Source organism: Flavobacterium sp. (assembly GCF_043722275.1).
Classification (GTDB): Bacteria; Bacteroidota; Bacteroidia; order Flavobacteriales; family Flavobacteriaceae; genus Flavobacterium.
The window spans coordinates 131,278-156,255 of record NZ_JAYSPC010000043.1 but is presented as its reverse complement, the minus strand read 5'-3'; the positions used below and the strand labels follow the sequence as shown (position 1 = coordinate 156,255).

Genomic DNA, 24,978 nt, shown 5'->3' with positions numbered 1-24,978 from the left:
ATATGAAGACAAAATGAAGAAAACCCGGAACATAAATATTTTAACTTGACATTAACTATTGGGTGTTTTTCTACCATATAAGTAATATAAGTTCATTTAATTTTATCAATGAAATGTTATACGCACTGCTGTGCGTCTCCACAATGTGGTGCGCCTCTACGAAGCGCACGCTGCTATAATGAACTTATATTACTTATATGGTTAAAAATATCCTGAACCTGAGACGCACTGCTGTGCGCCTCTACAACACATATAGGGTAAAAATATCTACACGTTTTAAATTTGTGTTTATTTTTCAGAACAGAATCATTTTTAAAACCCAATTGTTTATTTTTACAGACTAATATTTTTTTTATGTCAACTCAAAAACGTCTTTTTCTTCTTGATGCGTATGCATTAATTTTTCGTGGTTATTATGCCTTTATAAAAAATCCTCGAATTAATTCTAAAGGAATGGATACATCAGCGATCATGGGATTCATGAACTCGCTTTTAGATGTAATTAAACGTGAAAAACCAGATCATTTAGCCGTGGCTTTTGATAAAGAAGGAAGTCAGGTTAGAACAGAAATGTATTCTGATTATAAAGCCAATCGTGATGCAACGCCCGAAGCTATTAAAATTGCTATACCTTATATACAGGATTTATTAAGAGCAATGCACATTCCTATTATTGAAATGGCAGGTTGTGAAGCCGATGATTTAATTGGAACAATTGCAAAACAAGCCGAAAAAGAAAACTATAAAGTCTTTATGGTTACACCAGATAAGGATTTTGCTCAATTAGTTTCTGAAAATATATTTATGTACAAACCTGCCCGAATGGGAAATGGTATCGAAATTTGGGGAGTTCCTGAAGTTTTGGCAAAATTTGAAATCGAAAGACCGGAACAAGTAATCGACTTTTTGGGTATGATGGGCGATGCTGTCGATAATATTCCGGGATTACCTGGCGTTGGTGAAGTTACTGCCAAAAAGTTCCTGAAAGAATTTGGCACAATGGAAAAACTTCTTGAAAATACGCATTTACTGAAAGGTAAAATGAAAGAGAATATTGAAGCCAATAAAGAAAAAGGAATTTTATCTAAAAAACTGGCTACTATTATATGTGATTGTGATGTTGTATTCAACGAAAATGATTATGAACTTTCACGTCCTGATATCGAGAAAACAGATGCTATTTTTCAGGAATTGGAATTTAGAAGAATGGCGGAACAATTTGATAATTTGTTCAAATTTGGTGGCGGAAATGAATTAGCAAACAAAGGTGATGATGCCAAATTGTACAAAAAACCACAACCAAGGAACGACGATCAATTTGATCTTTTTGGAGGCGGTGCAACAACAGACGAAAGCACAGAAAGAACTTCATTTTACAATACTTTAGAAAACACACCTCACTCCTATCAAGCAATTGAAGGCGATTTAGGAATTAAATTGCTTTTACAAAATTTACAAAAACAGACTTCTGTTTGTTTTGATACCGAAACTACTGGTTTAGATGCTTTACACGCTGAATTAGTCGGAATTTCTTTTGCTTACGAAAAAGGAAAAGCATTTTACGTTCCGTTTCCGGAAAGTCAGGAAGAAGCTCAGGTTTTAATCGAGAAATTCAGACCGTTTTTTGAAAATGAAAACATCGAAAAAATTGGTCAGAATTTAAAATATGATTTAAAAATCCTTTCTAATTATGGCGTTGTTGTAAAAGGAAAACTTTTTGATACCATGATCGCGCATTATTTGATTAATCCTGATATGCGCCATAATATGGATATTTTAGCAGAAACGTATTTAAAATATTCTCCAAAATCAATTGAAACTTTAATTGGTAAAAAAGGAAAAAACCAAATCACAATGCGCGATGTTGCGCTTGAAGATATCAAGGAATATGCCGCAGAAGATGCTGATATTACATTGCAATTAAAAGAAATTTTTACTGCCGAATTAGACAAAACCGAAACTAAAAAGTTATTTGATGAAATCGAAATTCCGTTAGTAAGTGTTTTAGCTGCTATGGAAACCGAAGGAATCAGGTTAGATGTTGAATTTTTAAGCGCAATGTCTAAGGAAATGGAGGTCGAAATTAAATCTTTGGAACTAAAAATTTACGAAACTGCAGGTGAAAAATTCAATTTGGCTTCTCCAAAACAATTAGGAGATGTTCTATTTGACAAAATGAAAATTGGCGGAGCGAAACAAAAGAAAACCAAAACCGGTCAATATGCAACCGGCGAAGAAGTTTTAACGTATTTGGCAAACGATAATCCAATTGTAAAAGAAATTTTAGATTGGCGCCAAATGGTCAAATTACAAAGCACTTATATCTTGGCTTTGCCGGAACAAGTAGACAAAAAAACATTACGCGTTCATACGGATTATATGCAAACTGTTGCCGCAACTGGTCGTTTGAGTTCTAATAATCCAAACTTGCAAAACATCCCAATTCGTACAGAAAGAGGTCGTCAGATTCGTAAAGCTTTCGTTGCCCGCGATGAAAACCATACTTTAATTTCTGCCGATTACTCGCAAATAGAATTAAGGATTATTGCCGCTTTAAGCGGAGAAGAAAATATGATTGCCGCTTTTCAAAATGGAGAAGATATTCATAAAGCTACAGCTTCAAAAGTTTTTGATGTTCCTTTAGAAGAAGTTTCCCGCGAACAAAGAAGCAATGCTAAAACGGTAAACTTTGGAATTATATATGGAGTTTCTGCTTTCGGATTGAGTAATCAGACTTCATTATCCCGTAGCGAAAGTGCTGCCTTGATCGAAGCGTATTACAAAACATATCCAAGATTAAGGTCTTATATTAATGAGCAAATAGAATTTGCACGTGAAAAAGGATACGTACAAACTATTTTAGGCCGTCGCCGATACTTAAAAGATATTAACTCTGCAAATGCGGTTGTTAGAAGTGCTGCTGAACGAAATGCCGTAAACGCACCAATTCAGGGAAGTGCTGCCGATGTGATCAAAATCGCGATGATCAACATTCATAAAAAACTAAAAGAAGAAAACTGGAAATCACGAATGCTGCTTCAGGTTCATGATGAGCTTGTGTTCGATGTTCACAATGATGAACTCGAGAAAATTCAGCCAATGATTAAACACGAAATGGAAAATGCTTTTATAATGAGTGTTCCTTTAGATGTAGAAATTGGTCTAGGTGTAGATTGGCTTGCAGCGCATTAATAGTTTTAGAGTTTAAAACAATCTTTGTCATTTCGACGCAGGAGAAATCTCATCAAGAGAGCAACGTACTGTATGGATTCAGCACATGTGATTTCTCCTCCGTCGAAATGACAAAACAAAAAAAAGACTGTCCTTCCGGACAGTCTTTTTTTATCGATCTTAAATATCTTATTTCTTTCTTGTCGATTCTCGTTCTTTCAATTTTGTCTTGATAACGATTGTTTCATAATCTGAAGTTTCATCTTCTTTTTCTTCTAAACGTTTTATTAGTTGTTTTGCTGCAACTTCTCCAATTTCAATTCCGTGTTGACTCACCGTTGTTAAACTTGGTGACAAACGTCTTGAAGCTAAAATTCCATCGGCAAAACCTATAATTGAGATATCTTCCGGAACCTTATATCCTTTTTTCAAACTTACACGTAAAGCAGCAACTGAATCGTTTTCATCCAAAGCAAAAATTGCATCAATATTATTGTCAAAAATTGCATCGATTTTAGCTTTCATATCCTCTTCGGAATCGGTACGAAGAATAATTTTTTCGTTTACCGGAATATTATTGTCTTTTAAAGCTTTCAAATATCCATCAGCTCTTAATTTTCCAACACTTAAATTATCTACCGAAGAAATCAAGGCGATATTTTTACATCCTAAATCAATTAAATGCTGTGTAGAATTCAAAGCCGAATCAAAATCATCAACTACCACTTTGTCACATTCTACTTCATCAGCGATTCGGTCAAACATTACAATTGGAGTTCCATCATTAATAATTGCTGAAAAATGACTGAATTCTTGTAATTTTTGAGCTTCTTCAGAAACTGACAATATAAAACCGTCGATTGTTCCGTTACTCAACATTTCAAGCGTATGAATTTCTTTCTCTAATGATTCATTCGAAATACAGGTAATTACATTGTATCCTTTTTTATCGGCTACTTTTTCAATACCACTAAAAACCTTCGCGAAAAATGAGTTTAATATATTAGGTATAATTACACCTATAGTTTTTGTTTTACGGTTCTTTAAATTCAAACCAATAACATTAGGTTTATAATTTTTGAGTTTGGCATACTCCTTAATCTTCACTTTGGTTTGCTCACTAATTTCCGGGCTGTCATTTAATGCCTTTGAAACAGTCGACACAGAAACACCTAGTTCTTTCGCAATTTGTTTTAGAGTTGCTTTAGCTTTCATTTAAAAAATATTTTATGTAATTAATACAAATATAGTAGAATTACCTAAAATAAAACAAAAAACACCTACCAGTATTTGAAATTATAAGGTCTTTTTAAAATAAAATAAAAAAACATTCAATTTCTAAAACCGCACTTACAAAAATTTCGTTAATACCTTAATACATGTTATTAACCTTTTTAAAAAACCTTGATTATGAAAAACGAAGTTAAAATTCATGAAGTTGACCCTTCATTGAATAATAGAAGGAGCTTTCTTAAGCTCAGCGGTTTAACATTAGTTACTGCAGGTTTAGTAATGGCTGGCTGCAGCAATAATGACGATGATAACGATATGGAGGACACATCGTTACCAGGAATTAGAAACGGAGTATTTGATTTAGGCTCTGGCGATTTTGGAGTATTAACATATGCTTATGCACTTGAACAACTGGAAGCTGATTTTTATACTAAAGTTGTAAACTCTACAAGCTTTAACAGCACATTTAATGATATTGAACGTCAGGTTCTAACTGACTTATATCATCATGAAGTAATTCACAGAGATTTTTTTAAAGCTGCTTTAACCGGAGCGCTTCCTGATCCCAGTTCACAATTACTTCCATCTTTAGCCTTTAATTATGGTTCTCTAAACTTTAACAGCCGTACAGATGTTCTTGCTACTGCAAAAGCATTAGAAGATACTGGAGTTGCTGCTTATAACGGAGCCGGAAAATTAATTAAAAGCCCTGACTATTTACTATTAGCCGGAAAAATTGTTTCGGTAGAAGCAAGACATGCATCCGCTATTAGAAGTTTAATCAATCCTAATTCTAAGGATTTTGCCGGAGACGATACAATTAGTGTATCTACAGGTTTAGATGTTGCCAAAGATCCTTCTAAAATTCTGCCAATTGCCGGAGGTTTCATTACCACAAAATTTACTGCCAAATATTTACCTTAATCTTAACTAGCTAAAACTTAGAAATTATGAATATTTTAAAATTTATAGAAACATTTACTGATGATAGCTTAATGAGAAGCACTGGCTCTCGTAGAGATAGTTTTAATCAGTTTGGAAACATAGGAAAAACACTTGCATACGCATCAATCCCATTTGGATTATCGGCTATGGCAAATAAGGCATTCGCAAAAGATATTACTGCAACACCGGCAACACCAATAGGAGCTTTGCAATTTGCATTAACATTAGAATACCTGGAAAACGAATTTTATGCTATGGCATTAGATTCAGGAGTAATCCCGGCATCAGAAAACGGAGGTCGTGATTTAAAAGTTTTCCAACAAATAGCGGCACACGAATCAAGCCACGTCAAATTTTTAATTGCAGGATTGGGCGGAACAGCAAGTGCAAATTTTGTACCTAAACCAACTTTTGATTTTACTGTTGGAGGTGCATTTGACCCGTTTCATGACTATCCTACCTTTTTAGCATTAGCACAAGCTTTTGAAGATACAGGCGTAAGAGCTTATAAAGGTCAGGCAGCAAATTTAATTAGCGCACCTGATTTATTAACTGCCGCATTACAAATTCACTCAGTAGAAGCGCGTCATGCATCTGAAGTACGACGATTACGAGGATTAAAAGGATGGATCTCAAATAGTGAAAGAGGCACTGGAATGCCGCCGGCAACGCAAGCCGTTTATGATGGCGAAGGAGTTACTAAGCAGGCAGGTTTTGACACTTCAACTGCATTTGGACCTGCTGCAGGTTCAGAAGCTTATGATGAACCACTTACGACACAACAAGTGGTTGACATTGCAAATTTATTTATTGTTTAACAAAACAATTCTAAATATTGAACCACCTTCGCGTTATTGCGAAGGTGGTTTTTTTTTATTCAATTAATTATAAAACTGATGTCCTGATTTTCAGCAGATAAAATATTCTTTTCAGGTATTTGGTTTTAAAATAATTAATTGTACTTTTGCATCCCCTTTATTGGGGATGGAATGTTTAATTAAAATAATATTATGGACGCATTAAGCTACAAGACAATTTCAGCTAACAAATCCTCTGTAACGAAAGAGTGGATCGTTGTAGACGCTGAAGGTCATAACTTGGGTCGTCTTGCTTCAAAGGTTGCAATGATCTTAAGAGGTAAGTACAAACCAAGTTACACACCGCACGTTGACTGTGGAGATAACGTAATTGTTATCAACTCAGAAAAAATTAACCTTACAGGTACAAAAATGAATGACAAAACTTATATTCGTCATACAGGTTACCCAGGAGGACAAAGAACTTTAACTGCTAAAGTATTGCAAGCAAAAAACCCTGCATTACTAGTAGAAAAAGCTGTAAAAGGAATGTTACCTAAAAACAAATTAGGATCTGAACTTTTTAGAAATCTAAATGTTGTTGTAGGAGCTGAGCACAAACAAGGAGCTCAAAAACCTAGAACTGTTAACCTAAACGATCTTAAGTAATGGGAGTTATTCACAAAATCGGTAGAAGAAAAACCGCTGTTGCACGTGTATATGTTTCTGAAGGAACAGGTAAAATCACTGTAAACAAAAAAGAATTCGCAACTTACTTTCCAACTGCAACTTTACAATACAAAGTTTTACAACCAATGTCTATGACAGAAAATGTAAATAACTTTGATGTAAAAGTGAACGTTTACGGAGGTGGTTCAACTGGTCAGGCAGAAGCTGTAAGAATGGCATTAGCACGCGTTATGTGTGAAGTAAATGCTGAAAACAGAGCTATCTTAAAACCAGAAGGTTTATTAACAAGAGATCCAAGAATGGTTGAACGTAAGAAATTCGGTCAGAAGAAAGCTCGTAAGAGATTCCAATTCTCTAAACGTTAATATTACCTGTCTTGTTCAATTAGGACAAGACATGATCAATTATTTATTGAAATTAAAAAACACAGTTGTTGTTGCTCTCCTACCGAGGTAGGAAATAGTTTAGCATCTAAATGTATAAAGCCTGGGAAACCGCCATTTATACATTGCTAATCAACAGAACGTAAACTAGTACAAAAATGGCAAACAAAATAGAAGTAAAAGACTTACTAGAAGCAGGTGTTCACTTTGGACACATGACTAGAAAATGGGATCCAAACATGGCCCCTTACATTTATATGGAGCGTAATGGTATTCACATTATCAATCTATATAAAACTGCAGCGAAAATTGAAGAAGCTAGCGAAGCAATGAAAAAAATCGCTGCATCAGGTAGAAAAATCTTATTCGTAGCTACCAAAAAACAAGCAAAAGACATCGTTGCTGAAAAAGCAAAGGCTGCAAACATGCCTTACATCACTGAAAGATGGCCTGGTGGAATGCTAACTAACTTTGTAACTATCAGAAAAGCCGTTAAAAAAATGTCTTCTATTGATAAAATGAAGAAAGATGGTACTTTCATGACGTTATCTAAAAAAGAGCGTTTGCAAGTTGATCGTCTACGTGCTAAATTAGAGAAAAACTTAGGTTCAATCGCTGACATGTCAAGACTACCAGCTGCATTGTTCGTAGTAGATATCAAAGCTGAACATATCGCAATAAAAGAAGCACAAAAATTAAACATTCCAGTTTTCGCAATGGTTGATACGAATTCTGACCCAAGAGAGGTTGATTACGTTATTCCTGCAAATGATGATGCTTCTAAATCAATTGACAAAATTTTATCTTTAGTAACTGCTGCTGTAATCGAAGGTCTTTCTGACAGAGGTTCTGACAAAGAAACTGAAGCTACAACAGAAGAAGCTGCGGCTCCTGCTGCTGTAGAAGCTGCTCCGGCTGCACCAGCTGTTGAAGCTGCTGCTCCTGCTGCAACTGAAGAATAAATCAAATTTAAATTCCAAATTTTAAATTCCAAATTCCAAATACAAAATTAAAAACGTTATGTTGATAATTTAATAAAATTGGAGTCTGGGATTTAGAAGATGGAATTTTTACTTTTAACATTAAAATTCAAAATATTATGGCAACAATTACTGCTGCAGACGTAAATAAATTAAGACAAACTACAGGTGCCGGAATGATGGACTGTAAAAAAGCTTTAGTTGAAGCTGATGGAGATTTCGATAAAGCTATACAAAACCTTAGAGAAAAAGGACAAAAAGTTGCTGCTAACCGTTCTGACCGTGAGTCTTCTGAAGGAGCTGCTGTTTCTTTTGTTAATGCTGACAAAACTAAAGGAGCTATCATCACTTTAAACTGCGAAACAGATTTCGTAGGTAAAAATGAGGCTTTCGTAACTTTAGCTAAAGAATTAGTAGAAAGAGCGATCAACTTCTCTTCTAAAGAAGAATTCTTAGCTTCAGATTTCAACGGAATTACTGTTGCTGAAAAATTAATCGAGCAAACTGGTGTTATCGGTGAAAAAATCGAAATCGGTGGTTTTGAAATCTTAGAAGGCGCTTTCGTTGGATCTTATGTTCACGTTAACAAAATTGCTGCATTAACTTCAATTTCTGCACCAATTGCTAATGGTGACGTTTTAACTAAAGACATCTCTATGCAAGTTGCTTCTATGGGAGCTGACACATTATCTTACAAAGATTTTGATCCGGCTTTCGTTGCTTCTGAACTTGCTGCTCGTATTGCAATTATAGAAAAAGAAAATGAAGAGGCAAAACGTTTAGGAAAAACTTTAAAAAATGTTCCTAAATATATTTCTTTCTCTCAATTAACTGAAGAAGTTATTAAACAAGCTGAAGAAGATGCCAAAGCTGAATTAAAAGCTGAAGGTAAACCAGAACAAATTTGGGATAAAATTATTCCGGGAAAAGTTCAACGTTTCATCTCTGACAATACTACTTTAGATCAGGAGAAAGCTTTATTAGATCAAAACTTCATCAAAGATGACAGTAAAAAAGTAAGCGATTATGTTAAAGGATACAATGTTGAAATTACAGGTTTCAAAAGAGTTACTTTAGGTTAATATATTATTATTTCAATATAAAAAGCCCGAATATTAATTTATTCGGGCTTTTTTTGTTTTAATAAATTAATCAAAAAGACCACAAAGATTAATTCAGAGGTTGTAATTTAAAAGCTTACAATCAGAAAAAGAGTGCTTTTTAAAGTTCATTGCCGTATTTTGTCATCTCGACGCAGAGATCACAAAAGAAGCTCGACAAAGATTGGCGAATACCTGAACGGAAATACTAGTGTGATCTCTCCTGCGTCGAGATGACAAAATTTATGGTTCTTCTCTCTGTCTATTTACTAATTCCTTAACTTAATGACATTGAGCTAAAGCTGATAGCTATTCAATTTACAAATTGAAATAAAAAAAATCCCCGAATAATTATATATTATTCGAGGACTTCAATTAGAATTTCTTCTTATTTATTTTTTCTTCTCTACAATCGGGAAGTTTCTGGCACGCATTAAAGCATCAGATTTAGGAGCTCTTCCTCTGAAGTTTTCATAAGCTTTTTCCTGATCAATAGTATTTCCAACACTGAAAATATTATCATAAAGACGTTTTGCTACTTCTTTGTCATAAGGTCCTTTTCCTTCTGTAAAAGCTTCATAAGCATCTGCATTAATTACATCTGCCCATAAATAGCTGTAATATCCGGCTGCATATCCATCTCCTGAGAAAATATGCCCGAATTGAGGAATTCTGTGACGCATTACAATTTCTGATGGCATGTGAAGCGCATCTAAAGTTTCTTTCTCGAATTTATGAGGATCAATAGTTGTTGTAGCTAAGTGTAATTTCATATCAATCAATGAACTTGAAATAGTTTCTACAGTTGAAAAACCTTCACCAAAATTAGATGCTTTTTCAATTCTGTCAACTAACGCCTTTGGCAATGGTTGGTTTGTTTTATAATGCAAAGCAAACTTGTTCAATACCTCCGGAGTAGCTAACCAGTGTTCTAGCAATTGAGATGGAAACTCTACATAATCTCTTGCAACACTTGTACCTGCCAAACTCGGATAAGTTACATTAGAACATAATCCGTGAAGCGCATGTCCAAATTCATGAAATAAAGTTGTAGCATCTTCCCAGGAAATTAAAACTGGCTCATTTGCTGTCCCTTTTATAAAGTTACAGTTATTAGATACGATAGTAAGAACTTCACCATCCATTTTTTGCTGATCACGGTAAGCATTCATCCATGCACCAGAACGTTTTCCTGCACGAGCATAAGGATCAAAATACCATAATCCAACAACTTTACCAGTTACTTTATTACTCACTTCCCAAACACGAACATCAGGATGATATACAGGAACGTTTGTAACTTGTTTAAAACTTAAATTAAACAATTCACCTGCAACCCAAAACATACCTTCACGCAAGTTTTCTAATTGCAAATAAGGCTTAACCTCATTTTGATCTAAATCATATTTGGCTTTTCTAACTTTTTCAGCATAATAGCGGTAATCCCAAGGCTGAATTTTAAATTTTCCACCTTCAGTATCAACAATTTTCTGCATTTCAGCAACATCCTGATGTACTTTTTCAACAGCAGGCTCCCAAACTGATAACATTAAATCTAATGTTTTCTTAGGGTCTTTTGCCATTTTATTAGACAAACTCCAATCGGCAAAAGTAGGAAAACCTAATAAATTTGCTTTTTTTGTACGCAATTGCAAAATAGAAACAAGAGTTGCATTGTTATCATTTGCATTACCATTGTCTCCACGTTTCACAAAAATATCAAATGCTTTTTCTCTTAAATCTCTACGAGTTGAAAAAGTCAAAAATGGTTCAATAGAAGAACGTGTATTTGCAACACATCCTAAAACATCTAATTTTCTGCTTTTAGCTTCAGCCATTGCAGCATTTTTAGCTTCAGCAGGTAAACCATCAAAATCGCTTTCTGTTTTTAAGGCTACATATTGATTGTGTTCTTCTGCTAATAAATTCTGACTGAATTTTGTAAAAAGACTTGCTAATTCCTGATTGATTTTAGCCACTTTTTCTTTGTCTTTTTCATTTAATTTAGCACCTTCCCGAACAAAATCAGTATAGTATAACCAAATTAAACGTTGTTGTTCACTGGTAAGTTTTTTACTTTCTTTTGAATTATACAAAGTTTCTATTCTGGTAAATAATTTTTTGTTTTGAACTATTTTATCACTGAACTCAGATAATTTCGGAGACATTTCTGTTTCAACAGCATCAAATTCAGGAGTACTCAAAGTTGAACCAAAAATACCGTAACTGGTATAAATTCGTGCCATTGTTTTCCCTGAACGCTCTAAAGCTGCAATAGTGTTCTCAAAAGTTGGCGCTTTTGGATCATTAGTTATAGCATCAATTTCGCTAAGTTTTTCCTGAATGGCAAATTGAATTGCAGGTTTGAAATCCGAAACTTTATACTCATTAAAGGCGGGAACTCCTCCATAAGGTCCTGTCCATTTTTTAAGCAATGGATTATCAGAATTGTTTTGCGCGTTGGCAGAAAATAAGATTGTTCCCATGAGAAAAATTGTTATTATTTTTTTCATTATCATTAATTTGATTTAATATATTACTGTTTCAAATGTAACTAAAAATCAGCAATCCAAAGAAAATTTTAACTTATAGATTATCCTTAAAACATGCTTTAAATTAAAAATATCCATTTTAAATTAGAAAGAAATAGTTTAAATTTGAAACATCATTTACCAAATCACATGTTTAAAACCAGAAAAGAAATTGTTTTTGTAGTATTAGCAGGAATATTTATAACGAACGCCGTAGTGGCCGAACTTATTGGAGGAAAATTAATTCAAATTGGCCCATTTGTAATGAGCATAGGTATTTTGCCCTGGCCAATCGTTTTTTTAACCACCGATTTGATAAATGAATATTTTGGCGAGAAAGGTGTAAAAAAATTATCATTTATAACTGCCTGTTTAATTGCATATGCTTTTTTACTCTTATTTATGGCAATTGTAATTCCCGCCGCAAAAGGAATTAGCCCTGTAAATGATGAACAATTTCAGGCTGTTTTTGGACAAAGTATGTGGATAATTGTTGGTAGTTTGATTGCATTTATGGCATCACAATTAATTGACGTCTGGATCTTTTGGTTCTTTAAAAGAAAAACCGGAGAAAAAAAAATATGGCTTAGAACCACCGGATCAACTGTAATTTCACAATTGTTTGATTCTTTCATTGTTCTTGGAATTGCATTTTGGCTACCTGGAAAAATTGATTTTAAAACCTTTATATCATCCGGATTAACGGGTTATATTTTCAAACTTTCGGTTGCCGTTTTACTAACGCCTTTGATTTATTTTGGACATCATTTGATAAAAAAATATTTAGAAGAAGATCCTTCTAAAAAAGATTAAGTACCTTGTAGTTATGAAAAAGACAATTGCCATAATATTTTTTACAATATCCTATTTGTTTATAGGATGTGGCAACGATGCAAAAAAGCAGTCTAATCAAGATAAAGTATATCCGGTAAATAAATTAAAAACTGCTTCGGCAAAAATATTTAAAAAAGATACTCCCGAAACTTCAGTTATTTCTAATTCTCAAAAAAAATCGATTACAAATAAAGAAGTGTTTTCAATAAAAGAAGAAAACAACTCTAAACCGGAAATTCAAAAGCAGGAAAGCACAGAAAATAATAAATTAGACGTAAACAATGATGCAAATAAAACTTTAATATCATTCGTTAATTTGCGTAAAATCCTTTACGGAAGTAAAATTGGACAAACCTTAACTCAAGAACAATTAACCGAGAAATTTGAAATTCCGGAAGAAGCTGTAAAACTCATAAAAACCATTACAAAAACAGATGAAGATGAAATTGCCGTTAAATGGCGCTCAACTTGGTTTGTCGAAAAAGTTTCAGATGCTAAATTCAAAGACGGACTTATTAAGATCACTTTTAAAGCCAATAAATTATATACTTCAGGAACTGCCATTGGTATTAAATATGACAAAAGGATTTACAATGAACTTGTCATAATTGGCCGTTCAGCCTATATTCCCGGCGTAAAAGGATACAGCTGGCAAATAGGAAAATAAATGGAAAATGAAAATCAAATAAGATGCAGTTGGTGTTCTGCCAGCGATATTTACAAAAAATACCATGACGAAGAATGGGGAATTCCAATTTACGACGATCCATCATTATTCGAATTTCTAATTTTGGAAACTTTTCAAGCCGGTTTAAGCTGGATTACCATTTTAAATAAAAGAGAAAATTTCAGACTTGCTTTTGATCATTTTGATTATAAAAAAATAGCCAATTATCCGGAAGAAAAAATAGAATCCTTGTTACAAGACGCTGGAATAATTAGAAACAAACTAAAAATTCGTGCTACGATTTCAAATGCGCAGGCATTTATGAAAATACAGGAAGAATTTGGAAGTTTTTCCGATTATATCTGGAAATTCACCAATGGAAAACCCATCATCAACAATCCAAAAACCTCAAAAGACGTCCCTGCCACTACTCCGCTTTCAGACGAAATCAGCAAAGATTTAAAAAAAAGAGGTTTTAAATTTGTAGGTTCGACCGTAATTTACGCTCACATGCAAGCCACCGGAATGGTCAATGATCATGTCGAAAATTGCTGGACGAGAGTCAAGTAAAAATAGTTTTCAGTCACAGTTTTCAGTCACTTTCCAAAGACCTGAAACCTGAAACTTTGAAACTTTTTTAAACTTCCAAACAAAAATTACATATATTTGCTTCACACTTTAGGGGTGTCTACTAAAAAAGTAGGCTGAGATTTTACCCTCTGAACCTGATCTAGTTCATACTAGCGTAGGGAAAAGTAAGATGACTTCTGCGCGCATTTTTATGCGCAATTGTAGCCATTCCTAGAGTAGAGACACATAGCAATGCGTCTTAAAAATCTCTAAATCTAAAAGGAATGGAACTAAAAATCAACCAACAAATCAAACAATTCAATGCTGAATCGCTAAGCGTTCAATCATTGCTCGATCTCGAAATTCCAAACAAACAAAACGGAATCGCGGTTGCTATTAACAATACCGTTGTTCCAAAAATTAATTGGAACCAACATCTTGTACACGAAACTGACGAAATCTTAATCATTTCTGCAACACAAGGTGGATAAAATGGCTGCTTAAACGGGCTATCCGTTTCAAGTCCGCAGTCGTAAACCAAAAAAATATAGTCTTAGCAAAGCTTCCGCTGGTCGCTTTCCTAATCCTTATTTTTTTCGGTTTCCTCCTTTACGGGCTTTCCACTTCTATCCCTAGCAGAAAAAATAAATTCCAAAAAATCCCAAAGCTTCGGACCAAATTCCAATTGACACACAAGTCGTAGACGCACTGCTGTGCGTCTCTACAAAAAACCGTATAAAAACACAATCTACATCAACCTGAAACTTGAAACCTGAAACAAAAACAACTCTAATTATGACTAACGAAGAAAAAATCTCCAGAACTCCTTTTCCAAATTCCAAAAAAATATACGTAAAAGGCGAAATTCATTCAATAGAAGTTGCAATGCGTGAAGTGATTCTGAGCGACACTAAACTTTCTAATGGAACAATCGAGAAAAATCCACCAGTAACTATTTATGATACTTCAGGACCATACACAGATCCAAACATCGAAATTGATATTCGAAAAGGATTGCCACGCTTACGCGAAAATTGGATTCTTAATCGAAACGATGTCGAAATTCTAAACAAAATATCTTCTGATTACGGTCAAACCAGACTAAAAGATAAAAGTTTAGATCATCTTCGTTTTGAATATCTGCATCAGCCAAAACGTGCCAAAAAAGGCGCAAACGTAACGCAATTATATTACGCAAAACAAGGTATTATAACTCCGGAAATGGAATATATCGCCATTCGCGAAAACCAACGTATCGAACTTTTAAACGAGCAAACCAAAGCGATGCGTTGCCAACATAACGGACATAGTTTTGGCGCAAACACTCCAAAAAGCAAAATAACACCAGAATTTGTTCGCAGCGAGGTAGCCTGCGGAAGAGCCATAATCCCTAACAATATCAACCATCCGGAAAGCGAACCAATGATTGTTGGAAGAAATTTTCTGGTCAAAATAAACGCCAATATTGGTAATAGTGCAGTTACTTCAAGTATTGAAGAAGAGGTTGAAAAAGCTGTTTGGGCTTGTCGTTGGGGCGCTGACACGATTATGGATTTATCAACAGGAAAAAATATTCACGAAACAAGAGAATGGATTATTCGTAATTCGCCGGTTCCTATTGGCACAGTTCCTATTTATCAGGCTTTAGAAAAAGTAAAAGGAATTGCTGAAGATTTAACTTGGGAAGTTTTCCGTGATACTTTAATCGAACAGGCAGAACAAGGCGTTTCATACTTTACCATTCATGCCGGAGTTTTATTGCGTTACATTCATTTAACCGCTGATCGTGTTACCGGAATCGTTTCCCGTGGCGGATCAATAATGGCAAAATGGTGTTTATTTCATCATAAAGAAAACTTTTTATACACCCATTTTGAGGAAATCTGCGAAATCATGAAACAATATGATGTTGCTTTTTCTTTAGGCGATGGTTTGCGTCCGGGATCTATTGCCGATGCCAACGATGCTGCACAATTTGCCGAATTAGAAACATTAGGTGAACTAACAAAAATTGCATGGAAACACGATGTTCAAGTTTTTATTGAAGGTCCTGGTCACGTACCAATGCACATGATTAAGGAAAATATGGACAAACAATTAGAACATTGCAATGAAGCTCCTTTCTACACTCTTGGACCATTAACTACTGATATTGCACCAGGTTATGATCACATTACATCTGCAATTGGTGCGGCAATGATTGGCTGGTACGGTTGTGCAATGTTGTGTTATGTTACACCAAAAGAGCATCTTGGCTTACCCAACAAAAAGGATGTAAAAGACGGAGTAATCACTTATAAAATTTCTGCTCACGCTGCAGATTTAGCCAAAGGTCATCCTGGAGCACAATATCGTGACAATGCATTAAGTAAAGCCCGTTTTGAGTTCCGTTGGGAAGATCAGTTTAATTTGTCATTAGATCCTGATACAGCAAGAGAATTTCATGATGAAACTCTTCCGGCAGATGGCGCAAAAATAGCTCATTTTTGTTCTATGTGTGGACCAAAATTTTGTTCTATGAAAATATCTCAGGAAATCAGAGATGTCGCAGCAGCTGAAAAAGGTATACAGGAAAAATCAGAAGAGTTTATTGAGCAAGGGAAAGAGATTTATATTTAAAAAGAAGATAGAGAAAAGATTAAAGAAGAAAGACTATGATCGTAATTACAAATCCCTCTGCTATTGCAAATGAAATCACTATCATTCATTCTCTTTTTGAAGAGGGATTGTCTTTGCTTCATATTCGGAAACCTGATTTTTCTGAGTTAGAAATGGCTCAATTTATTCATCAGATAAAAATGGAATATCGATCTAATTTAGTTTTACACAATCATCATGAACTAGCAGAATATTTTGGAATCAACCGCATTCATTTTTCCGAAAAAGAAAGAAAATACGATCGCGTTTCTCCTGCAAGGTTTACCAAACCTTGTAGGTATAATTATTCTTCATCTACACATTCTATAGAAGATTTTAATTCCCTAGAAAATGATTTTGATTACGCTTTTTTAGGTCCTGTTTTTACAAGTATTTCTAAAGAAAATTATCATCCGAAAGAAAACCTTTTTGAAGCTTTAAAATTAAGAACAAATAACAAAGCAAAAGTTATTGCTTTAGGAGGAATTGATGCTAAAAACATTAAACAAACACTTGAAAATGGTTTTGATGATGTCGCACTTTTAGGGAGTATCTGGAACAATGAAAGCCCAATAAAACAATTTAAATTATGTCAGAAAGTCGTCCAATTGTACTTAGTATAGCAGGTTTTGATCCATCTGGTGGCGCTGGTGTTTTAGCAGATAGTAAAACATTTGAGCAGCATCAGGTTACGGGATTTGCCATTATTACCGCCAATACTATTCAAACCGAAAATGAATTTCAAGCGATTGAATGGATAGATTTGAGTTTTGTCATTCGGTCAATTGAAACATTTTTTCAAAACTATAAAATTAACGCTGTAAAAATTGGAATCGTTCCTTCGCTTCATTATTTAAGCCGAATTCTTTCGACTATAAAATTACTATCTCCTACAACTCAAATTGTTTGGGATCCGGTTTTGAAATCGACCACAAAATTTGAGTTCATGTGCTTAAAAGATCCATTGGATTTGAATAAAATTTTATCAAAAATTGATTTAATTACACCAAATTATAATGAAATCGAAGTTTTGATTCCGGGTTTTATTGCGAATAGTCTTTGGTTGAAAAATGAAATTCCAACTTCTATTTTATTAAAAGGCGGACATAATACTTCCGAAATTGGAGTTGATAGATTATTTCTGAAAAATGAAATTATTGATTTATTTCCTTCTGAAAAAAAATGCTTTGAAAAACACGGTTCTGGTTGCGTATTATCATCATCAATCACTGCAAATTTAGCTCTAAATCATTCTCAAACAGAAGCTTGTAAAAATGCCAAAACCTACATTGAAAAATACCTGAGTTCAAATTCAACTTTAATCGGATATCACTATGTACAATAAACTGCAATATATCTCACAAGGAGAAACAATCGAAAAGCAATTGTATAATATTCATCAGGCGTTAGATGCAGGATGTGATTGGGTGCAAATGCGGTTTAAAAATCAAACTGAAAAAGACACGTTTGCTTTAGCTGAAGCCGTAAAATTTTTATGCGAAGAATATCTCGCCAACTTCATTGTAAATGACAATCTATATCTCGCTCAACAAGTTGCCGCAGATGGAGTTCATTTAGGATTATCTGACATGAAAATTGACGAAGCAAGAGCGATTTTAGGCACTACAAAAATCATTGGAGGAACAGCAAATACTTTTGAAGATATTGAAAACCATGTCAAAAATGGTTGTGATTATATTGGTTTGGGACCATTTCGATTTACCGAAACAAAAGAAAAATTAAGTCCAATTTTGGGTTTATCCGGATATTATGAAATTGTACAAAAAATGAAAACCAATAAAATTCAGATTCCTGTTTATGCCATTGGCGGAATCACATTAAAAGACATAAATCCAATAATGGAAACCGGAATTCATGGTATTGCCGTTTCCGGAATGATCACAATAAGCGATCAAAAAGAAAAATTAATTCAACAACTAAACGAAAAGTTATATGCAAACGTCATTGTTTAAAATTGGAGATAAAACCTTAACCTCCCGCCTATTTTTAGGAACCGGGAAATTTGGTTCAAACCGTGAAATGGAAGAAGCTATTTTAGCATCAGCAAGTGAATTGGTCACAGTTGCCTTAAAACGCATTGATTTAGAAACAGAAACTGATGCTATTTTAGCGCATTTAAAACACCCAAATATTCATTTATTACCCAATACTTCGGGCGCACGAAATGCTAAAGAAGCGATTTTTGCAGCACAATTAGCCAGAGAAGCATTAGAAACAAACTGGCTAAAATTAGAAATTCATCCTGACCCAAAATACCTAATGCCGGATCCAATCGAGACTTTAAAAGCAACCGAAGAATTGGCTAAACTTGGCTTTTTTGTTTTGCCTTATATTCACGCAGATCCTGTTTTGTGTAAACATTTAGAGAATGCCGGAACTTCTGCTGTTATGCCTTTGGGTTCACCAATTGGCAGTAATAAAGGATTAAAAACAATAGATTTTCTGGAGATTATAATCGAGCAAAGTAATGTTCCGGTTATTGTAGATGCCGGAATTGGCTCTCCATCTGACGCTGCAAAAGCAATGGAAATTGGTGCTGATGCCGTTTTAGTGAATACTGCAATTGCCGTTGCCGGAAATCCGAAATTAATGGCAGAGGCTTTTAGAGAAGCCGTTATTGCGGGACGAAAAGCTTTTGAAGCTAAAATTGCGAATCAACAAAATTATGCTGTAGCTTCTAGTCCTTTGACATCATTTTTATACGAATAAAGTTATTTCACGCAGATTTTTGGAGATTTAAGCAGATTTAAAATGATTTAATTATTTGTTTATATACTAAAATATGCTTTGAAATGAAATTTTAAAAAAGAAGGAAAATTCTTTAATTTTGAATAAATTTAAATTAAAGAATAATGACCGAAAATGAGATATCGTATCTAGTACGAGGAGCTATTTTTAAAGTATATAATAATTTGGGACCAGGTTTATTTGAATCTGTTTATGAAAGTGCTTTGTTTTATGAATTGACTAAAGTCGATTTAAAAGTTCAAAAACAAGTTGAAGTAACTATTCTTTATGAAGAGATAACATTAGAGCCTGCTTTTAGAATAGATCTTTTAGTGGAAGACAAAGTAATAATAGAATTAAAATCAGTTGAAGATCTAGCTCCAATTCATTATAAACAACTTGATACATATCTAAGACTCACAAATAAAAAACTAGGATTACTAGTCAATTTCAACACCCTAAATATTCTAAACGACATCAAAAGAATCGCTCATAAAATATAAAAAACATTAACCGAAATTACCGATTAAAAAAAATCATTTTAAATCTGCTTAAATCTCCATAAATCTGCGTGAAACAAAAAAAAAACAATCCAATGAATACCTTTAAAGCCATTTTTCAGCAATATGATTGGAATACTATTCAATCTAAAATATATCAAACTACATCAAAAGATGTTGAGCATTCTTTATCTAAAACTAAACGCAATCTCGATGATTTTTTAGTTTTGATTTCTCCAGTTGCTCAGAATTATCTGGAACAAATGGCGCAGGAATGCCATGATCTAACAAAAAAACGTTTCGGTAAAACAATCCAAATGTATGCGCCACTATATTTAAGTAATGAATGTCAGAACATTTGCACGTATTGTGGTTTTAGTTTAGACAATAAAATAAAACGAAAAACCCTTTCAGATTCTGAGATTAAACTTGAAGTTGAGGCTTTAAAAAATATTGGTTTTGATCATGTTTTATTGGTTACAGGTGAAGCAAATTACTCCGTAAACATCAATTACTTTCTGAATGCCATTGCTTTAATCAGAGAACAATTTTCGATTATATCTGTTGAAGTTCAGCCACTTTCTACCGAAGAATATCAACGTTTACATGAAGCCGGCGTTTATTCGGTTTTAGTATATCAGGAAACCTACCATCAGGAAGTCTATAAAAAATACCATACAAAAGGCAAAAAATCAAATTTTGATTACCGACTTGAAACTCCTGACAGAATAGGAACTGCGGGAATTCATAAAATAGGCTTAGGCGTTTTATTGGGTTTAGAAGATTGGCGTACAGATAGTTTTTTTAATGCTTTGCATCTCGATTATCTTCAAAAAAAATATTGGCAGACAAAATATTCCGTTTCATTTCCCAGACTTCGACCAGCAGAAGGTATAATCGAACCTAATTTTATTATGGATGATAAAGATTTGACGCAACTTATTTGCGCCTATCGTTTATGGAATGAAGATCTTGAAATCTCCATTTCGACCAGAGAAAACGAGAAATTCAGAAACAATATTATTCCAATTGGCGTTACAAGTATGAGTGCAGGATCTAAAACAAATCCGGGCGGTTATGTGGTTGATCCCCAATCTTTGGAACAATTTGAAATTAGTGACGAACGATCTGCTAAAGAAATTGCACAAATTATAACTAATTCTGGATACGAACCTGTTTGGAAAGATTGGAACAAAATATATAGTCATAAAGTCGAAAGTCTTAAAGTGTAAAGTAAAATGACTTTATTTCAACTCTGACTTTCAACTTTTGACTTTCAACTTTCACACTTTAAGACTTAAATTAAATGAGCATTATACAAGAATTTCTGCGTTACAACAGGCAAACAATTTTACCTGAAATTGGTGACGAAGGTCAGGAAAAACTAAAAAAAGCAAGGGTTTTAGTTATTGGCGCGGGAGGTTTAGGTTGTGCTGTTTTACAATATATTGCTACGGCTGGTGTTGGTTTTATTGGAATAATGGATTTTGATGTAATTGAAATTCATAATTTACACCGACAAATTTTATATACTGAAAATGAAATTGGTCAGGAAAAAGCTCTTGTTGCCAAAGAAGTGGTTTCAAAACTAAATCCGTTAATTGAAGTTGTAGCAATTAATGAGAAATTGACAACGGAAAATGCCGAAAAAATTATTCAACAATATGATGTAATTGTAGATGGTTCTGATAATTTTGCAACACGTTATTTGGTGAATGATAGTTGTGTACTTTTAAAGAAGCCATTGATTTACGGAAGCATTTTAAAATTTGAAGGACAAATTGCTGTTTTCAATCATAACGGAAGTAAAAATCTACGCGATTTATTCCCTGAAATGCCAGATCCAAAAGATGTCCCGAATTGTAATTTAAATGGTGTTCTTGGAACTCTTCCCGGAATTATTGGAACTATGATGGCACATGAAACGCTCAAATTAATTCTCGATTTACCAACCTTAAAAAATGAATTAGTGCTCTTTAATACAATAGATTGGAACTTTACAAAATTGAATTTCTAGAATACAACTTCATCTCCAACACTTATAATTCCGTTGTTTAGACTCACAATATTGGTTCCAAATAAAACAGAATTATTTACTACTCGATATTTACTTAAGGTTTTTAGAGGTTCTTTTTTTAATTTACCATTTTCAGGATCATTATTGACCATAATACACCTTCCGCAAGGTTTTATATTTTTAAAATCGACTTCTCCTATTTTGAAAGTATCGAAATCATCTTCTTCATGAGCATTTTGGGTACTTATTACAATATTTGGACGAAATCTTAAAATAGTGACTTTCTCATTTAATTTTTCATTTAAAAAATCCAAGCTTTTAGTTCCAATCATTAAATACGGATATCCATCGGCAAGACTTACATTAAAAGTTTCTTTTAATCTTGAACTTTCATGTTTACGATCTCCACTTTTAATAATCTTGACTAATTTACATTCAAAACCCAAATGTTCGCTAAACCATTTTGAAGTGGATTGATTTACTTCTATAACTTCGCTTTTATCATCCCAAACATTAACTTCAATCAAATTATCTAAATGTTCATGAATAGAGAATTCATGCTTTTGATTTTGAAAAGTAATGCTAATTTTTTCAGCTGAAATCTGCGGATAAAACTGACTCATAATACGATGTTCTCTCTGCGTTATCATTTGATTTCCAGCATCGATTAACATCCATCTTCGGTCATTTTCAAATCCCATTTCTTCGGCCAAAGCTTTTTGACAACTAATTGCGGCTAAACTTTTTATTGGATAAATATAAATTTCTTTTACAACATGAATTGCACTCATTTTACTAACTTTTTAAAATTGACATAAATTCTTCACGATCAATTTCGCGACAACCTAAACTTTCTAAATGTGGATTATAAACCTGACAATCTAATAATTTATAGTTTTCTTTTTCTAAATAATTGACCAAAGCTATAAAAGCTACTTTGGATGAATTTGATACTTTTGAAAACATACTTTCACCACAAAAAACATGTCCCAAATCAATTCCGTATAAACCGCCAACTAAAACCTCATCTTGCCAAACCTCAACAGATTTTACAATTCCCTGTTCATTCAATTTACAATAAGCATCGATCATATCGTTTGAAATCCAGGTTCCGTTTTGACCGTCACGTTTTATTTTTTGGCAATTCGAAATTACATCTTTAAAATTTTGATTAAAAGTAACTTTAAACTCATTACGATTCAAAACATTACGCATGCTTTTAGAGATTACTACTTCATCAAGAAACAAAACCATTCTGGGATCCGGTGACCACCATAAAATGGGTTCTCCTTCATTAAACCAAGGGAAAATTCCGCTTTTGTAAGCTAGTTTTAATCGGTCTGAATCTAAATCGCCGCCAATTGCCAGAATTCCGTCTTCGTCGGCTTCTGAAACTGGAGGGAAGAATAAATCTTTGAATACGTAATACATTTTTAAAATAAAATTCTAATTTTTTAATTCTAAATTCCAAACGCTTGGAGAATTTTTGTCGTAGTTTTAAGCAAAAGTAAAAATAGCTTTTAATTTTAAAATTTGAGGCTTAAAAGTATTTCACACAAAGTAACCTCAATCATTGTCATCCCGAGGAACGAGGGATCTCCATAAGAAACTAACGCAAAGTATTTTTCCTAAATTGTGGAGCTACTTGCGGAGATCCCTCGTTCCTCGGGATGACAAAAAATGCGCATATTAACTTTGACAAAGATCTGATATAAACTGAGAATAAAACAAAATTCCAAACTCCAATTACATATTTTATGAATTGGAGTTTGGAATTTTATTTTTGTAATTTAAACGTTTAGAAAGGTAAATCGTCCGGTTCGTCTTCGTTTAAGTTTGTCGCTGGTGCAAAAGCTTCTGCAGCAGGCATTGCTGGAGTTTGTGCAGGACCTTCCGGTGCTACTCTTTCGATTCTCCAACCTTGAATACTATTGAAATATCTGGTTTCTCCTTGTGGATTAACCCATTCTCTTCCTCTTAAATTGATAGAAACTTTTACTGCCTCTCCTTGTTTGTAGCTACTTAATAAATCGCATTTATCTTGTGTAAATTCGATCAAAATATGCTGTGGATACTGCTCATCTGTGGTAACAACCAACTCTCTTTTTTTGAATGCAGCACTAACTTGTTGCTCTGGGTTCACCACTTTTACTTTTCCTGTAACTTCCATCTTCTTCTATATTAATTATTGTTTCTTTTCTGTTTTTTTTGCTAAAAGCACTTTCCAAGCCGATGAAATATCATCATTATTCAGATATTTTTTGGCTTCTAAATGTATCTTTTCCTGATCGTCTGAGCTTAAAACTCCTTTTACAGAAAAATTTTCTTTCACAAATATACTAACTTCTTCCGTTGTAGGCAAGGCTTCAATATTACCTAATTTTCCAAGATCATTTCCATTAAAAACAGTACTTTCCTTGATGTTCTTCGGAATCACATCTACGCCAACTCCTAATGTTGTCAAAGGTTTTGGTACTTCAAAAAGTCCCTGATTGGATCTTGAATACCAGTTATTTCCTAATCTCGAAACCAAATCGATTTTATGTTGATCAATACCTCCGTTTTCATCTAAAACAGACTCATGAATATGCATTTTAATGACTTCACAAAGTATCAGGTTTCCTGCTCCGCCTTCTGTTCCTAACGGAATTATCTGCGTGACTTTGCACTCAAACTGAACCGGAGATTCTTTTACGCGATATGGTTTTACTAAATCTGAAGGAATTTGAGTTAATCCGGCTTTTATAAACTCATTTATACCTTCGGCATATTCTGTACTGGCTAATGATGTTTGCTGTACTAAATCATAATTTACCACATTAATTACTACTTCGCGCGTTGCTTCGGCATTAATTAAGGTATGTTTTACAGTATTGTCTCTTACGCGGCGTGCCGGTGAAAAAATTAAAATTGGCGGATTGGCACTGAACACATTAAAGAAACTAAAAGGCGACAAATTCGGGATTCCTTTTGTACTTATTGTACTTGCAAAAGCGATTGGTCTGGGACCTACGGCACTTTGTAAATAACTATGCAATTTTGCCGTTGGTATTTCTTTAGGATCGATGCTAATCATAGATTTTTCTTTTAACCGAATCTCGTTTCGGTAACTGCAAAAGTAGATAAATCGTTTAATCCAAAGAAATACTTTCATACATAAAAATAAAAAAAATCT

25 protein-coding genes and 1 riboswitch are annotated in these 24,978 nt (G+C 33.8%); of the genes, 19 read left to right on the top strand and 6 right to left on the bottom strand.

From position 1 onward, the window contains the following. Positions 1-354: 354 nt before the first annotated feature. Complete coding sequence (gene polA, locus ACHZDT_RS06075; protein ID WP_394773742.1) at positions 355-3,192, top strand: DNA polymerase I; 2,838 nt, start codon at positions 355-357, stop codon at positions 3,190-3,192. Between the two features lie 168 nt (positions 3,193-3,360). On the opposite strand, the gene ACHZDT_RS06070 is transcribed toward polA, so the two are convergent. Further along, a complete protein-coding gene (locus tag ACHZDT_RS06070; RefSeq protein WP_394773741.1) occupies positions 3,361-4,386 on the bottom strand; it encodes a LacI family DNA-binding transcriptional regulator in 1,026 nt (341 codons plus the stop codon). Between the two features lie 195 nt (positions 4,387-4,581). Between ACHZDT_RS06070 and ACHZDT_RS06065 the strand changes: the two genes are divergently transcribed. The 6 genes from ACHZDT_RS06065 (at position 4,582) to tsf (ending at position 9,281) form a co-directional block, all read left to right on the top strand. Beyond that, complete coding sequence (locus ACHZDT_RS06065; protein ID WP_394773740.1) at positions 4,582-5,328, top strand: ferritin-like domain-containing protein; 747 nt, start codon at positions 4,582-4,584, stop codon at positions 5,326-5,328. 26 nt (positions 5,329-5,354) lie between these two features. Continuing rightward, positions 5,355-6,167, top strand: coding sequence for a ferritin-like domain-containing protein (locus ACHZDT_RS06060; RefSeq protein ID WP_394773739.1), 813 nt, complete (start codon positions 5,355-5,357; stop codon positions 6,165-6,167). A gap of 192 nt (positions 6,168-6,359) precedes the next feature. Continuing rightward, positions 6,360-6,815 carry a 50S ribosomal protein L13 gene (rplM, locus tag ACHZDT_RS06055; protein WP_394773738.1) on the top strand — a complete coding sequence of 152 codons (456 nt, stop codon included), beginning with the start codon at positions 6,360-6,362 and terminating at the stop codon, positions 6,813-6,815. Further along, positions 6,815-7,201, top strand: a complete 387-nt coding sequence (rpsI, locus tag ACHZDT_RS06050; RefSeq protein ID WP_007808909.1) for a 30S ribosomal protein S9 — start codon at positions 6,815-6,817, stop codon at positions 7,199-7,201. The genes rplM and rpsI overlap by 1 nt, the downstream gene beginning before the upstream one ends. 176 nt (positions 7,202-7,377) lie before the next feature. Beyond that, positions 7,378-8,181 (top strand): 30S ribosomal protein S2, encoded by an 804-nt coding sequence (gene rpsB, locus ACHZDT_RS06045; RefSeq protein ID WP_394773737.1) that lies wholly within the window; start codon positions 7,378-7,380, stop codon positions 8,179-8,181. Positions 8,182-8,318: 137 nt separating this feature from the next. Continuing rightward, positions 8,319-9,281 (top strand): translation elongation factor Ts, encoded by a 963-nt coding sequence (gene tsf, locus ACHZDT_RS06040; RefSeq protein WP_394773736.1) that lies wholly within the window; start codon positions 8,319-8,321, stop codon positions 9,279-9,281. Between the two features lie 410 nt (positions 9,282-9,691). Here the strand turns inward: tsf and ACHZDT_RS06035 are convergent, their stop codons facing one another. Continuing rightward, complete coding sequence (locus ACHZDT_RS06035) at positions 9,692-11,812, bottom strand: M3 family metallopeptidase (protein ID WP_394773735.1); 2,121 nt, start codon at positions 11,810-11,812, stop codon at positions 9,692-9,694. A 168-nt stretch (positions 11,813-11,980) separates the two neighbouring features. Here ACHZDT_RS06035 and ACHZDT_RS06030 point away from each other — a divergent pair, with 168 nt between their 5' ends. From ACHZDT_RS06030 to ACHZDT_RS05975, 12 genes are all read left to right on the top strand, one after another. Then, positions 11,981-12,643: a queuosine precursor transporter gene (locus ACHZDT_RS06030; protein ID WP_394773734.1), complete on the top strand. Its 663-nt coding sequence runs from the start codon at positions 11,981-11,983 to the stop codon at positions 12,641-12,643. A gap of 13 nt (positions 12,644-12,656) precedes the next feature. Continuing rightward, positions 12,657-13,331, top strand: a complete 675-nt coding sequence (locus tag ACHZDT_RS06025) for a hypothetical protein (RefSeq protein ID WP_394773733.1) — start codon at positions 12,657-12,659, stop codon at positions 13,329-13,331. Continuing rightward, on the top strand, positions 13,332-13,901 hold the full coding sequence (locus tag ACHZDT_RS06020; protein ID WP_394773732.1) for a DNA-3-methyladenine glycosylase I: 570 nt from the start codon (positions 13,332-13,334) through the stop codon (positions 13,899-13,901). It begins immediately after the preceding gene. 100 nt (positions 13,902-14,001) lie between these two features. Continuing rightward, positions 14,002-14,100: riboswitch (TPP riboswitch) on the top strand. Positions 14,101-14,185: 85 nt separating this feature from the next. Continuing rightward, positions 14,186-14,392: a sulfur carrier protein ThiS gene (thiS, locus tag ACHZDT_RS06015; protein ID WP_394773731.1), complete on the top strand. Its 207-nt coding sequence runs from the start codon at positions 14,186-14,188 to the stop codon at positions 14,390-14,392. 304 nt (positions 14,393-14,696) lie between these two features. Then, positions 14,697-16,520 carry a phosphomethylpyrimidine synthase ThiC gene (gene thiC / locus ACHZDT_RS06010; RefSeq protein WP_394773730.1) on the top strand — a complete coding sequence of 608 codons (1,824 nt, stop codon included), beginning with the start codon at positions 14,697-14,699 and terminating at the stop codon, positions 16,518-16,520. A 35-nt stretch (positions 16,521-16,555) separates the two neighbouring features. Continuing rightward, complete coding sequence (locus tag ACHZDT_RS06005) at positions 16,556-17,161, top strand: thiamine phosphate synthase (protein ID WP_394773729.1); 606 nt, start codon at positions 16,556-16,558, stop codon at positions 17,159-17,161. Further along, positions 17,128-17,883 (top strand): hydroxymethylpyrimidine/phosphomethylpyrimidine kinase, encoded by a 756-nt coding sequence (locus ACHZDT_RS06000; protein ID WP_394773728.1) that lies wholly within the window; start codon positions 17,128-17,130, stop codon positions 17,881-17,883. Before ACHZDT_RS06005 ends, ACHZDT_RS06000 begins: the two co-directional genes overlap by 34 nt. Further along, positions 17,873-18,511 (top strand): thiamine phosphate synthase, encoded by a 639-nt coding sequence (locus tag ACHZDT_RS05995; RefSeq protein ID WP_394773727.1) that lies wholly within the window; start codon positions 17,873-17,875, stop codon positions 18,509-18,511. Before ACHZDT_RS06000 ends, ACHZDT_RS05995 begins: the two co-directional genes overlap by 11 nt. Continuing rightward, positions 18,492-19,268: a thiazole synthase gene (locus tag ACHZDT_RS05990; protein ID WP_394773726.1), complete on the top strand. Its 777-nt coding sequence runs from the start codon at positions 18,492-18,494 to the stop codon at positions 19,266-19,268. Before ACHZDT_RS05995 ends, ACHZDT_RS05990 begins: the two co-directional genes overlap by 20 nt. Before the next feature lie 143 nt (positions 19,269-19,411). Continuing rightward, entirely contained in the window at positions 19,412-19,789 is a 378-nt protein-coding gene (locus ACHZDT_RS05985; RefSeq protein ID WP_394773725.1) for a GxxExxY protein, read from the top strand. Between the two features lie 92 nt (positions 19,790-19,881). Further along, positions 19,882-21,018, top strand: a complete 1,137-nt coding sequence (gene thiH / locus ACHZDT_RS05980) for a 2-iminoacetate synthase ThiH (RefSeq protein ID WP_394773724.1) — start codon at positions 19,882-19,884, stop codon at positions 21,016-21,018. A 74-nt stretch (positions 21,019-21,092) separates the two neighbouring features. Next, positions 21,093-21,803 carry a HesA/MoeB/ThiF family protein gene (locus tag ACHZDT_RS05975; RefSeq protein WP_394773723.1) on the top strand — a complete coding sequence of 237 codons (711 nt, stop codon included), beginning with the start codon at positions 21,093-21,095 and terminating at the stop codon, positions 21,801-21,803. Here the strand turns inward: ACHZDT_RS05975 and ACHZDT_RS05970 are convergent. From ACHZDT_RS05970 to ACHZDT_RS05955, 4 genes are all read right to left on the bottom strand, one after another. Continuing rightward, positions 21,800-22,594 carry an MOSC domain-containing protein gene (locus tag ACHZDT_RS05970; RefSeq protein ID WP_394773722.1) on the bottom strand — a complete coding sequence of 265 codons (795 nt, stop codon included), beginning with the start codon at positions 22,592-22,594 and terminating at the stop codon, positions 21,800-21,802. The genes ACHZDT_RS05975 and ACHZDT_RS05970 overlap by 4 nt on opposite strands. A 4-nt stretch (positions 22,595-22,598) precedes the next feature. Continuing rightward, positions 22,599-23,234: a leucyl/phenylalanyl-tRNA--protein transferase gene (gene aat / locus ACHZDT_RS05965; RefSeq protein WP_394773721.1), complete on the bottom strand. Its 636-nt coding sequence runs from the start codon at positions 23,232-23,234 to the stop codon at positions 22,599-22,601. A 367-nt stretch (positions 23,235-23,601) separates the two neighbouring features. Then, positions 23,602-23,973 (bottom strand): DUF3127 domain-containing protein, encoded by a 372-nt coding sequence (locus ACHZDT_RS05960; protein ID WP_213295224.1) that lies wholly within the window; start codon positions 23,971-23,973, stop codon positions 23,602-23,604. Positions 23,974-23,988: 15 nt separating this feature from the next. After that, complete coding sequence (locus ACHZDT_RS05955; protein ID WP_394773720.1) at positions 23,989-24,879, bottom strand: flavin reductase family protein; 891 nt, start codon at positions 24,877-24,879, stop codon at positions 23,989-23,991. Positions 24,880-24,978 lie beyond the last annotated feature (99 nt).

Coding starts and splice junctions, on each gene's coding strand:
- polA (WP_394773742.1), top strand. CDS start 355: ATGTCAACTCAAAAACGTCTTTTTCTTCTTGATGCGTATGCATTAATT.
- ACHZDT_RS06070 (WP_394773741.1), bottom strand. CDS start 4,386: ATGAAAGCTAAAGCAACTCTAAAACAAATTGCGAAAGAACTAGGTGTT.
- ACHZDT_RS06065 (WP_394773740.1), top strand. CDS start 4,582: ATGAAAAACGAAGTTAAAATTCATGAAGTTGACCCTTCATTGAATAAT.
- ACHZDT_RS06060 (WP_394773739.1), top strand. CDS start 5,355: ATGAATATTTTAAAATTTATAGAAACATTTACTGATGATAGCTTAATG.
- rplM (WP_394773738.1), top strand. CDS start 6,360: ATGGACGCATTAAGCTACAAGACAATTTCAGCTAACAAATCCTCTGTA.
- rpsI (WP_007808909.1), top strand. CDS start 6,815: ATGGGAGTTATTCACAAAATCGGTAGAAGAAAAACCGCTGTTGCACGT.
- rpsB (WP_394773737.1), top strand. CDS start 7,378: ATGGCAAACAAAATAGAAGTAAAAGACTTACTAGAAGCAGGTGTTCAC.
- tsf (WP_394773736.1), top strand. CDS start 8,319: ATGGCAACAATTACTGCTGCAGACGTAAATAAATTAAGACAAACTACA.
- ACHZDT_RS06035 (WP_394773735.1), bottom strand. CDS start 11,812: ATGAAAAAAATAATAACAATTTTTCTCATGGGAACAATCTTATTTTCT.
- ACHZDT_RS06030 (WP_394773734.1), top strand. CDS start 11,981: ATGTTTAAAACCAGAAAAGAAATTGTTTTTGTAGTATTAGCAGGAATA.
- ACHZDT_RS06025 (WP_394773733.1), top strand. CDS start 12,657: ATGAAAAAGACAATTGCCATAATATTTTTTACAATATCCTATTTGTTT.
- ACHZDT_RS06020 (WP_394773732.1), top strand. CDS start 13,332: ATGGAAAATGAAAATCAAATAAGATGCAGTTGGTGTTCTGCCAGCGAT.
- thiS (WP_394773731.1), top strand. CDS start 14,186: ATGGAACTAAAAATCAACCAACAAATCAAACAATTCAATGCTGAATCG.
- thiC (WP_394773730.1), top strand. CDS start 14,697: ATGACTAACGAAGAAAAAATCTCCAGAACTCCTTTTCCAAATTCCAAA.
- ACHZDT_RS06005 (WP_394773729.1), top strand. CDS start 16,556: ATGATCGTAATTACAAATCCCTCTGCTATTGCAAATGAAATCACTATC.
- ACHZDT_RS06000 (WP_394773728.1), top strand. CDS start 17,128: ATGTCAGAAAGTCGTCCAATTGTACTTAGTATAGCAGGTTTTGATCCA.
- ACHZDT_RS05995 (WP_394773727.1), top strand. CDS start 17,873: ATGTACAATAAACTGCAATATATCTCACAAGGAGAAACAATCGAAAAG.
- ACHZDT_RS05990 (WP_394773726.1), top strand. CDS start 18,492: ATGCAAACGTCATTGTTTAAAATTGGAGATAAAACCTTAACCTCCCGC.
- ACHZDT_RS05985 (WP_394773725.1), top strand. CDS start 19,412: ATGACCGAAAATGAGATATCGTATCTAGTACGAGGAGCTATTTTTAAA.
- thiH (WP_394773724.1), top strand. CDS start 19,882: ATGAATACCTTTAAAGCCATTTTTCAGCAATATGATTGGAATACTATT.
- ACHZDT_RS05975 (WP_394773723.1), top strand. CDS start 21,093: ATGAGCATTATACAAGAATTTCTGCGTTACAACAGGCAAACAATTTTA.
- ACHZDT_RS05970 (WP_394773722.1), bottom strand. CDS start 22,594: ATGAGTGCAATTCATGTTGTAAAAGAAATTTATATTTATCCAATAAAA.
- aat (WP_394773721.1), bottom strand. CDS start 23,234: ATGTATTACGTATTCAAAGATTTATTCTTCCCTCCAGTTTCAGAAGCC.
- ACHZDT_RS05960 (WP_213295224.1), bottom strand. CDS start 23,973: ATGGAAGTTACAGGAAAAGTAAAAGTGGTGAACCCAGAGCAACAAGTT.
- ACHZDT_RS05955 (WP_394773720.1), bottom strand. CDS start 24,879: ATGATTAGCATCGATCCTAAAGAAATACCAACGGCAAAATTGCATAGT.